General features: G+C 74.8%; 6 protein-coding genes. All 6 read right to left on the bottom strand.

The genetic code is table 11. The features are described 5' to 3' along the window. Positions 1-44: 44 nt before the first annotated feature. A complete protein-coding gene (gene panD, locus CCN72_RS14575; RefSeq protein WP_086807897.1) occupies positions 45-461 on the bottom strand; it encodes an aspartate 1-decarboxylase in 417 nt (138 codons plus the stop codon). Positions 462-495: 34 nt separating this feature from the next. Further along, positions 496-696 (bottom strand): MbtH family protein, encoded by a 201-nt coding sequence (locus tag CCN72_RS14570; RefSeq protein ID WP_086807896.1) that lies wholly within the window; start codon positions 694-696, stop codon positions 496-498. Next, on the bottom strand, positions 693-1,592 hold the full coding sequence (locus CCN72_RS14565; RefSeq protein ID WP_086807895.1) for a class I SAM-dependent methyltransferase: 900 nt from the start codon (positions 1,590-1,592) through the stop codon (positions 693-695). The genes CCN72_RS14570 and CCN72_RS14565 overlap by 4 nt, the downstream gene beginning before the upstream one ends. 85 nt (positions 1,593-1,677) lie before the next feature. Next, a complete protein-coding gene (locus CCN72_RS14560; RefSeq protein WP_086807894.1) occupies positions 1,678-6,099 on the bottom strand; it encodes a non-ribosomal peptide synthetase in 4,422 nt (1,473 codons plus the stop codon). Further along, on the bottom strand, positions 6,096-9,200 hold the full coding sequence (locus CCN72_RS14555; RefSeq protein WP_208638006.1) for a type I polyketide synthase: 3,105 nt from the start codon (positions 9,198-9,200) through the stop codon (positions 6,096-6,098). Before CCN72_RS14555 ends, CCN72_RS14560 begins: the two co-directional genes overlap by 4 nt. Continuing rightward, the coding region (locus tag CCN72_RS14550; protein WP_143664101.1) for a non-ribosomal peptide synthetase at positions 9,193-10,365 on the bottom strand (1,173 nt) is incomplete at its 5' end. The genes CCN72_RS14555 and CCN72_RS14550, both read right to left, overlap by 8 nt.

The following is a 10,365-nucleotide window of genomic DNA, read 5'->3' as shown; positions in this document are numbered from 1 at the left end:
TCGGCGCCCCCCTGCCCGCCCGGGGGCGGGCAGGGGGGCGCCGATCATGAGGCGACGAGGTCACCGCGCAGCAGCGGGGCGCCCTCGGGTACCTCGGCCGGGTCGGAGCCCTGGTGCAGCACCCGGTTGTCGCGGTCCACGAACACCACGTGGGGCTTCAGGGCGCGGGCCTCGGCGTCGGTGACGGTGGCATAGGCGATGAGGATGACCAGGTCGCCGGGGCTGATCAGGCGGGCGGCGGCTCCGTTGATACCGATGACGCCGGTGCCGCGCGGGCCCTCGATGACGTACGTGGACAGGCGGTTGCCGTTGTCGATGTCCACGATGTCGACCTTCTCGCCGGGCAGCAGGTCGGCCGCCTCCATCAGGTCGGCGTCGATGGTGACGGAGCCGACGTAGTGCAGGTCGGCCTGGGTCACCGTGGCCCGGTGGATCTTGGACTTGAACATGGTCCGGTACATGGGGTGTCGTCTCCTGTTGTCCTTGGCGAAGCGGTCAGGCGGCGCTCATGCGGCGGCGCAGGCTCGCCGGGCGCAGATCGGTCCACTCGGCGGCGATACGGGTCAGGCACTCCTCCCGGCTGCCGGTGAAGCCGAGGGTGCGCCAGCCGGCCGGGGGTTCGGTGTCGGCCGGCCAGACGGAGCGCTGCTCCTCGTCGTTGACGACGACGGCCCAGATGGTGACGACGGTGCTCATCGGGCGTCACCGCCCGGCTTGGTGCCGGAGAACATGAAGAACACCAGCATCATGGAGGCGTCGGGGCGGGCCACGAACTCGTCCATGGCGTCCGCGACGATCTCGCAGGGCCGCTCGGCGGCCGGGTTGACGGAGACCATGGCGTGCGTGCGGGAGCGGATGTCCAGCTGGGGCGCGAGTACGTCCATGCCGACCTCCTCGCTGGAGATGGCGACGGCCTCGACCTTGATGTCGGTGAACCCGGCGTCCCGCATCAGGCCGCCCAGCTCCCGGCCGATCAGCCGGTTGCCGCCGCGGCTGGCCTGCAACTCGATACGCAGCCGCACCACCTCGTCGAACTCGGGCAGGTCGGGCTGCGGGTGCAGCAGCCCCCACAGGGCGTCGTCGACGTCGATGACGGCGAGCCGGCCGCCGGGGCGCAGCATCCGGTGGGCCTCGGCGAGCACGTCCGGGGTGCCGGGCACGTGCTGGAGGACCAGCCGGGCGTGCACCAGGTCGAAGGAGTCGTCGGGCAGCCCGCTGTCCAGGACCGAGCCCTGCACCAGCCTCAGCTGGTCGGGGCGGGCCGGGGTGAGGTGGCCGCGGGCGTGCTCGATCAGGTCCTCGTTGAGCTCCAGGCAGGTGAGGGTGCCCTGCGGCACCTCCTGGAGCAGCCGCTCGGTGATGTAGCCGGGACCGGAACCGACCTCCAGCACGTCGGAGGACTCGGTCAGCCCGAACTCGCGCAGGACGCGCAGCTCCTTGTTCCAGGACGCGGCGACCTGCTGGCGCAGCCGGTGGATCTCGTTCTGGGGCGCGTGGTGCTCGCCGGGCTGGTAGTAGGAGGACGGGCGCTCCGGGTCCGCGCCGGGGGTCTGGGCGAGGTCGGCGGCGGTGGGCGGGGTCACGGTGGTCATGGGTCTTCTTTCCGGGTCGTCGTTCTGGTGGTCGATGGGGACGTACTGGGCCGGGGCCGGCGGCTGTGCCGGGACCGGCGGCCGGTCAGCGGGGTGCCGGCAGATAGCCGGAGGAGGCGAACCAGCGCAGGTAGGTGCGGATCAGGTCCGCGTCGAGCGGCGGGCAGCCGATGCCGGTGCCGGGCAGCAGGGCCCGGGTGGCGTCGTCGGCGAACCGGACGGCGGTGAAGCCGCCGCCGGCCGGGTCGAAGAGGCTGAGCAGCGGGTACGCCGCGTTGTCCGGGTCGGCCTGGATCCGCGCGACCCAGTCCGCGAGCGGGAGCTCGTCCAGCCGGTAGCCGAAGTCCCTTACCTGGCCGAGGAGTTCGACCAGCGGCACGGGGCGGGTGTTGACCTGGTGGTGGATGCCGCCGAGCGCCTCGGGCCGCTGGGCGACGGCGACGATCGCGCGGGCCACGTAGTCGACGGGCACCAGGTCGGCCTCCGCGGTCAGCCCGGCCGGGGCGGCCTCCGCCTGGACGCAGCCCTTGACCACCCGCCACAGCAGGTCGTCGCTCTGGCAGGCGCCCGTGGCCGTGTGCCCGGCGATCCGGCCGGGCCGGTGCACGGTGACCGGCACGCCGCGCTCCCGGGCGACGGCGATGAGCTGCTCGGCGACCCACTTGCTCTGGGTGTAGCCCTGGCGCAGCAGTTCGGGCGGCCCGGCCACGGCGGTCTCGGTGACCGGGGCCCCGTCGGCCGGGGGCCCGGCGAACACGCCGACCGTGGACACATGGTGGACGGCGGCCCGGCCGGAGGCGGTGGCCAGGCGCAGCACCTCGCGGGTGCCGTCGACGGTGGCGGCGCGCAGCTCCTCGTACGGCAGCACCAGATTGACGGCGGCGGCGCAGTGGTAGATCGCGTCGATCCGGCCGGCCAGCGCCCGGTAGGTGTCGTCGTCCAGGCCGAGCCGGGGCGCGGCCAGATCGCCGGTCACCACGCGGACCCGGTCGGCGCGAGCGGGGTCCCACAGGCCGTAGCCGGACAGCGTCTTCTCCAGCCGCCGTCGCGCGCTCACCTCGTCCTCGGCCCGCACCAGGCAGTGCACGGTGGCCTTGGTGGCGCGCAGCAGCTCGTCCAGGAGGAAGGCGCCGAGGAATCCGGTGGCGCCGGTGAGCAGGACGTCCCGGACGCCTCCCGGCCGCTCCGGGGCGGGATAGCCCGCGATGCCGGCGCCGAGGTGGATGTCGGCGCGCATGGCTGCGACGGGTGCGGCGGCCGGGGCGCCGGCACCGGCCTGGTCCAGGACCGCGGCGATCCCGGCGACGGTCGGCTCGGCGAACAGCACCCGCAGCGGCAGTTCGGTGGCGAACTCCTCGCGCAGCCGGAACACCAGCCGGGTCGCCAGCAGCGAGTGGCCGCCCAGGTCGAAGAAGTTGTCGTCGGCGCCGACCGCGTCCAGGCCGAGCAGTTCCCGCCAGACGGCGGCGACCCGCTCCTCGGTGGGGGTGCGCGGGGCGGTGAACGCGGTCCCGGCCGCCGTACGGACCGGCTCGGGCACCGGGAGCCGCTTGCGGTCCACCTTGCCGTTGACGGTCAGCGGCAGCGCGTCCAGCACCACCACGGCGGCGGGCACCATGTAGGCGGGCAGCCGGTCGGCGACGTGTGCGCGCAGCAGGGCGGCCGTCTCCTCGGGCTCCGCGCCGGCGCGGGCGTCGGGCTCCAGGGTGACGTAGCCGTACAGGCGCGGTTCGCCGTCGCCGCCGGGCCCCGGCCGGACGACCGCCGCGTGCACGTCCTCGTGGTCGAGCAGGGCGGCCTCGATCTCACCGGTCTCGATGCGGTAGCCGCGGATCTTCACCTGGTGGTCGGCCCGGCCGACGTACTCGAACTCGCCGCGCGCGGTGAGCCGGGCCAGGTCGCCGCTCTTGTACAGGCGCGCGCCGGGCCGGCTGTCGAAGGGGTGCGGCACGAACCGGTCGGCGGTCTTGTACGGGTCGCCGAAGTAGCAGCGGGCGAGTCCGGGGCCGCCCACGTACAGCTCGCCGGTGACGCCGATCGGGACCGGCTGGAGCCGCTCGTCCAGGGCGTACAGCTCGGTGTCGGGCATCGGCCGGCCGATCGGGCTGCGCCGGTTGAGACGGACGTCCTGGAGGGTCATCTCGCGGATGGTGACGTGGATGGTCTCGGTGATGCCGTACATGTTCACCAGGCGCGGCGAGCGGTCGCCGTGCCGCTCGAACCAGCTGGCCAGGGTGCCGGACTCCAGCGCCTCGCCGCCGAAGATGATGGCGCGCAGCGGCAGTTCGTCCGGTTCGTGCCGGGCGTCGACGGCGGCGAAGTGCACGAACGCGGACGGCGTCTGGTTGAGGACGGTGACGCCCTCCTCGCGCACCAGGGCGTAGTACGCCTCGGGGTCGCGGGCGGTCTCCACGGGTACGACGATCAGTCGGCCGCCGTGCAGCCACGCGCCCCACATCTCCACCACGGAGACGTCGAAGGCGTAGGAGTGCAGCATCGGCCACACGTCGTGCTCGTCGAAGTCGTAGGCGGGGGTGGCGGTCATCGCGGCGAACATCCGGGCCACGGTGGCGTGGCTGACCTGGACGCCCTTGGGGGTGCCGGTGGAGCCGGAGGTGTAGATGACGTAGGCCGCGTTGTCCGGGGCGAGCGGTGCGGGGTCGCGCTCGGGCACCGGTCTGGCCGGGTCGGGGAACGGCAGCTCGGGCCGGTCCAGCACCAGCAGATGGCCGTCGTATTCGGGCAGTTCCGCACACAGCGAGGCGTGGGTGATCAGCACGTGCGGGGTGGCGTCGGCGAGGATGCGGGCGAGCCGCGCGGCCGGGTACAGCGGGTCCATCGGGACGTACTGGCCACCGGCCTTGAACACGCCCAGGATCGCGACGGCGGTGTCCGGCGAGCGTTCCAGGAACAGGCCCACCCGGGTCTCGCGGCCGACGCCGGCGGCGCGCAGCCGGACCGCGAGCGCCTCGGCGCGGGCGTCCAGCTCGGCGTAGCCGAGGTGCTCGCCGCGGCAGCTGAGGGCGATGGCGTCGGGCCGCTGCCGGGCGTGCCGGGCGAACGTCTCGTGCAGACACTCGGTAACCGGGAACTCCGCGGTGTGCCGCCCCAGTTCGAGAACCTGGCGGCGCTCGGTGCCGCTCAGCAGCGGCAGCCGGGACAGCGGGGTCTGCGGCGCCTCGACGGCGCCTTCGAGAAGGGTGACGTAGCGGTCGACCATCCGCTCGGCGGTGCCGCGTTCGAACAGGTCGCTGTCGTACTCCAGGGTGGCCGCCCAGCCCTCGGCCCGCCGGCCGACGATCAGCTGGAGGTCGAAGCGGGAGGTGCCGTTGTGCGTCTCGACGGTCCGCACGCTCAGACCGGGCAGTTCCAGGGTGCTGGTGGTGGCGTTCTGCAGCACGAACATGGTGCCGAACAGCGGGGTGAGGTGGCTGCCCCGGTCCGGCCGCAGGTCCTCGACGATCCTCTCGAACGGCATCGCCTGGTGGGCGTAGGCGCCCAGCGCGGTGGCCCGGACCCGGCGCACCAAAGTGGTGAAGTCGGGGTCGCCCGTCAGGTCCAGGCGCAGCGGCAGGGTGTTGACGAAGAGCCCGATGAGTTCCTCGGTGTCCAGGTCGGTGCGGCCGGCGATCGGGGTGCCGACCAGGATCTCCTCGTCGCCGGTGCAGCGCCGCAGCAGGGCGGCGTAGGCGGCGAGCAGCACCATGTAGGGCGTGACACCACGCGACTTGGCGAGGGCGCCGACCCGCTCCACGAGCGCGTCGGGCAGGGCGCGCCGCACCCGGGCGCCACGGTAGCCGGGCTCCTCGGGGCGGGGGTGGTCGGTGGGCAGTTCCAGGGTGGGCAGCGCCCCGGAGAGCCGGTCGCGCCAGTAGTCGAGGTCGCCGGCCGGCTCGCCGGCGTCGAGGCGGGCGCGCTGGACGCGGGCGAACTCGGCGTAGCGCACGGCGGGCGGGCCCGGCTCGGGCTCGTCGGCGCCGGTGACAAGCCGGGTGTAGGCGGCGCTGAACTCGCGCACCAGAATGTCCAGGGACCAGCCGTCGCACACGATGTGGTGGACCGTCACGGACAGTACGTGGTCCTCGTCGCCGAGCCGGGCCACGGCGGCGCGCAGCAGCGGGGGCCGGCCGAGCGCGAAGGGGCGGGTGGCCTGCTCGCGCAGCCATTCGGCGAGGGTCCCCGCGGCTCCGGTGGTGAAGTCCGTGAGCGGCACGTCGACCTCGGCCGCCTCGACGGGGCGCACGGTCTGCCCGGGGCTGCCCTCGCGGACCCCGAAGGCGGTGCGCAGGGTGTCGTGGCGGCGCACCACGGCCCGGAACGCGCCGCGCACGGCGTCCAGGTCGAGTCGTCCGGTGAGCCGTACGGCCAGCGGGATGTTCTGCAGCGCGGTGCCCGGCACCAGTTCTTCCATGAACCACATGCGCTGCTGGGCGAAGGACAGCGGTTCGAAGGTGCCGGGCCCGCCGGTGGCCGGCGGGGCCGTCGTCTCGGTGATCTCGGTGGTCACTGTTGCACCGCCTCGGCAGCGTCGTGGGTCTGGGCGCGGACGGCCAGTTCCGCCATCCGCCGTACGGTCGGTTCGTCCAGGAACTCCTCCAGCGGCAGCTCGGCACCGAAGTGCCGGCTCGCCCGGGAGATCAGCTGGGAGGCGTTCAGGGAGTCGCCGCCGAGCATGAACAGGTCGTCGTCGGGGCCGATGCCTTCGATGCCGAGCAGTTCCTGCCAGAGGGCGGCGACGCGCGTGGCGGGGTCGCCGGGGGCGCGGCCGTCCGGGACGGGGCGCTCCGGAGCGGGTCCGTCCGGGGCGGTACCGCTCGCCGTCGCACCGACCGGGCGCGGTCCGGTGGCCGGCTCCGGGCGGTCGTGGGGCGGCCGGGGCCCGGCCGCCGGGCCGGTGACGGGCGGGTCGATCCAGTGGCGGCGGCGCAGCATCGGGTGACCGGGCAGGTCCGCCACCCGGGGCCGGGTGTCCGGTGTGCCGGTGTCGCCCGGCGCGTCGGGCAGTTCGACCGGGACGCCACGCGTCCACGCCTGGCCCAGGGCACCCAGCAGATACCGCCGGTCGGAGCCTTGCTGCCGGGCGCCGCGCAGCACGGTCACGGGCCGTACGGCGGGCCCGGCGACCTGGGCGGCGAACCGGCCCAGCGCCCGGCCGGGGCCCAGCTCCAGGAGTACGGCGTCCGGGGTGGCGGCCAGCAGCTCGCTCACCCCGTCGCCGAACCGCACGGCGGCACGGGCCTGGCGGGCCCAGTACGCGGGGCTGGTGGCCTCGGTGTCGGTGATCCAGGTGCCGGTGACATCGGACAGGAACGGGATGTCCGGGGTGCGCAGCGGCACCCGGGCGACCAGTTCGGCGAACGGCCCGGTCATCGGGTCGAGCATCGCCGAGTGGAAGGCGTGCGAGGTGTCCAGTCGGCGGGTCTGCACCCCGCGTCCGGCCAGTCGTGCCTCCACCGCGCGCACCGCCTCCTCGGTGCCGGACAGGACACAGCGCCGGGGCGCGTTGAGCGCGGCGATGCCGAGATGCGGCCCGGTCAGTCCGGTGGCCTCGGTCTCGCTCAGCTCCACCGCGAGCATGGCGCCGCGCGGCAGCTCCGCCATCAGCCGCCCGCGGGCCGCGACCAGCCGCACCGCGTCGGGCAGGGTGAACACCCCGGCCAGACAGGCGGCCGTCCACTCCCCCAGGCTGTGCCCCAGCAGGGCGACCGGGTGCGCGCCGCGCGCCTGCCACCAGCGGGCCAGCGCGTACTCGACGGCGAACAGCGCGGGCTGCGCCAGCCGGGTGTCCACCAGCGGGTCGGCGGTGCCCTCGGCGGCGGGCGTGTCCAGCAGGGCGCGCAGCTCGATGCCCTCGGCGGCCAGCAGCGCGCCGACCTCGTCGAGGTGGCGGGCGAACTCCGGCTCGGTACGCAGCAGCCCGGCGGCCATGCCCTGGTACTGGGTGCCCTGGCCGGGGAAGAGGAAGGCGACCGGGGCCGTGCCACGCGTGTGCTCCGCGCCGGCCCGGCGCAGGGCGTCGGCGGCCTCGGCGGGGTCCTTTGCGACCACGGCGGCGCGGTGCGGGAAGCGGCGGCGCCGGTGGGCGAGGGTATGGGCGACGTCCCGCAGGTTGTGGCCGTCCCCCCTCGCCGCCTGCCCGGCGGCCGGCGCGAGGGCGTCGGCGAGCCCGGAGACGGCCCGGGTCAGCGCCTCCTCGCTGTGCGCGGAGACCACGAGGAGCTGCTCGCCGCCGCACTCGGCGTCCCGCGCGCACGGCGGCCGCGGCGGCTCCTCCAGCACCACATGGGCGTTGGTGCCGCCCACGCCGAAGGAGCTGACCCCGGCCCGGCGCGGGCCCTCGCCGGCCGGCCAGGGGGTGAGCCGGTCGACCACGGCGAACGGCGACTTCTCGTTCGTGCGGGGGTTGCGCCGCCGGTAGTGCAGGCTCGCCGGGAGCAGGCCCTCGCGCACCGCGAGCACGGTCTTGATCAGGCCGATGACGCCCGAAGCGGCGTTCAGATGACCGATGTTGGTCTTCACGGAGCCGACCGGGACCGACTCGGGCGCCATCCCGTGCGGGGCGAACACCTCGTCCAGCGCCGCCAGTTCGACCGGGTCACCGATGGCGGTGCCGGTGCCGTGCGCCTCGATGTAGCCGATGGTGGCGGGGCTGACCCCGGCCGCCGAGTAGGCGTCGTGCAGCACCTGGACCTGGCCGTCGACGCTGGGCGCGGTGTAACCGGTCTTGCGGGCACCGTCGTTGTTCACGGCCGCGCCCAGGATCACCGCGTGCACCCGGTCGCCGTCGGCGAGGGCGTCGGAGAGCCGCTTGAGCGCGACCACGCCGACCCCGCTGCCGAAGACGGTGCCCGCGGCGTCGGCGTCGAAGGCCCGGCAGTATCCGTCCGGGGACTGGATGCCGCCGGTCTCGTGGACGTATCCCCAGTCCTGCGGCAGTTTCAGGGAGGCACCGCCGGCCAGCGCGAGGTCGCACTGGTAGTCCAGCAGGGCGCGGGCCGCCTCGGCGACCGCCACCAGCGAGGTGGAGCAGGCGGTCTGCACGGTGACGGCCGGTCCGGTCAGACCGAGCCGGTGGGCGACGCGGCTGGTCAGGTAGTCCTTGTCATTGCCGTGCAGCAGGGCCGCCGGGTACTCGCCGAGCAGCTTGTCCCGGTCGAGTCCGGGCAGCACGTTGAGCACCAGGTAGGAGTTGAAGGAGGTACCGCCCCACACCCCGATCCGGCCCTCGGCCCGCTCCGGGTCGCAGCCGGCGTCCTCCAGGGCCGCCCAGCACTGTTCCAGGAACAGCCGGTGCTGCGGGTCGGCGAGGTCCGCCTCGCGCGGTGTCATGCCGAAGAACCGGGCGTCGAAGTCCTCCGCACCGCGCAGCGGGGCGACGGCCGGGACATAGCCCTCCGGCGCGTCCTGCCGTACGGCGGTGCGCTCGATGGACTCGACCCCGTGTGTCAGGTTGCCCCAGAACCCGGCCGCGTCGTCCGCGCCCGGGACCCGGCAGGCCAGGCCCACGACCGCGATCCGCTCGATGTCCTCGGACCCACCTGACTCCGCGTGCTCCTCGTACTCCTCGTACTCCTCCATGGTCTTTCTCGGTCCCCCCGGTTCAGCCATCAGTCCGTCCCTTTCTCATGCGGCGCCGCCGGTCGGCGGCCCGGCGGGCCCGCTCGTCCGCCTCCCGGCGCGGGGCGTCCGCCCGTGGCACGGCCTTCGTGGCGGTGTCCGGGGCGCCGGTGAGGCCGTCCAGGTGGCGGGCGAGCGCGGCGAGCGTGGTGTGCCGCATCAGGTCCACCACCGGTACGTCCACGCCGAGTTCGGCGCGCAGCCGCAGTTGCAGCGCCACGAGTTGCAGCGAGTGGCCGCCGCGGCCGAAGAAGGTGTCGTCGGGGCCGATGTCCTCGGCGCCGAGCAGTTCCTGCCACAGGTCGCGCATCCGCCGCTCGGTACCGGTCGCCGGGCGGCGCGCCGGTGCGGGGGTGGCCGCGGTGCGGGCCCGGGCGTGCAGCGCGGCCACGTCGGCCTTGCCGTTGGCGGTCAGCGGGATCGCGTCGACCGGGTCGACGCGGGCCGGTACCGCGGCGGCGGGCAGTCGCTCGGCGAGATGGGCCCGCAGCTCCTCCCCGGTGACCGGACGGCCGGTGACCGCCCACGCGGCCAGCAGGGTCTCGCCGGTCGCGTCCCGGACCGCGGTGACCACGGCGTCGGTGACGGCGGGGTGTGCCCGCAGGACGTGCTCGACGCCGGCCGGGTCGACGCGATGGCCGCGCACCTTGACCTGCCGGTCGGCGCGGCCCGCGAACACCACGGTGCCGTCGGTCCGGTGGCGGCCCAGGTCACCGGTGCGGTACAGCCGTACACCCGGCCGGCCGGCCGGATCCACGGCGAACCGGCCCTGGGGGTCGCCGTCCAGGTAACCGTCCGCGAGGTACGGCGAGCGGACCACGATCTCGCCCAGTTCCCCGGCGGCGGCCGGCGTGGTGCCGCGCAGCACGAGGAGCTGGGTACCGTCGATGCCGCGGCCAAGCGGCACGGACTCGTCCGGGGCCGTCTCGCCCACCGGGTGCCAGGCGGGGGCCTGCGGGGTCTCGGTGGCGCCGTAGAAACCGACGAGCCGGACATCGGGGGCGAGCCTGCGCAGCACGGCCGTCTCACGGCCGCCGAGGACGTCACCGCCGAGGAACGCGTACCGCAGATCGGGCAGGCAGCCGTCGCCGAGCCCGCTCAGGAAGCGCACGGTCGGCGGGGTCAGGTGCAGCACCGTGATCCGCTCCCGGCGCAG

Origin of the sequence: Streptomyces murinus, from assembly GCF_002154555.1 — a bacterium.
In the GTDB taxonomy this organism is placed as follows: domain Bacteria; phylum Actinomycetota; class Actinomycetes; order Streptomycetales; family Streptomycetaceae; genus Streptomyces; species Streptomyces murinus.
Note: the sequence above shows the minus strand (reverse complement) of the source record. Positions and strands in the feature narration are given on the sequence as shown.

Excerpts from the sequence above, each read along its gene's own strand:
- CCN72_RS14555 (WP_208638006.1), bottom strand. The coding sequence starts at position 9,200 with ATGGCTGAACCGGGGGGACCGAGAAAGACCATGGAGGAGTACGAGGAG.
- CCN72_RS14565 (WP_086807895.1), bottom strand. The coding sequence starts at position 1,592 with ATGACCACCGTGACCCCGCCCACCGCCGCCGACCTCGCCCAGACCCCC.
- CCN72_RS14570 (WP_086807896.1), bottom strand. The coding sequence starts at position 696 with ATGAGCACCGTCGTCACCATCTGGGCCGTCGTCGTCAACGACGAGGAG.
- panD (WP_086807897.1), bottom strand. The coding sequence starts at position 461 with ATGTACCGGACCATGTTCAAGTCCAAGATCCACCGGGCCACGGTGACC.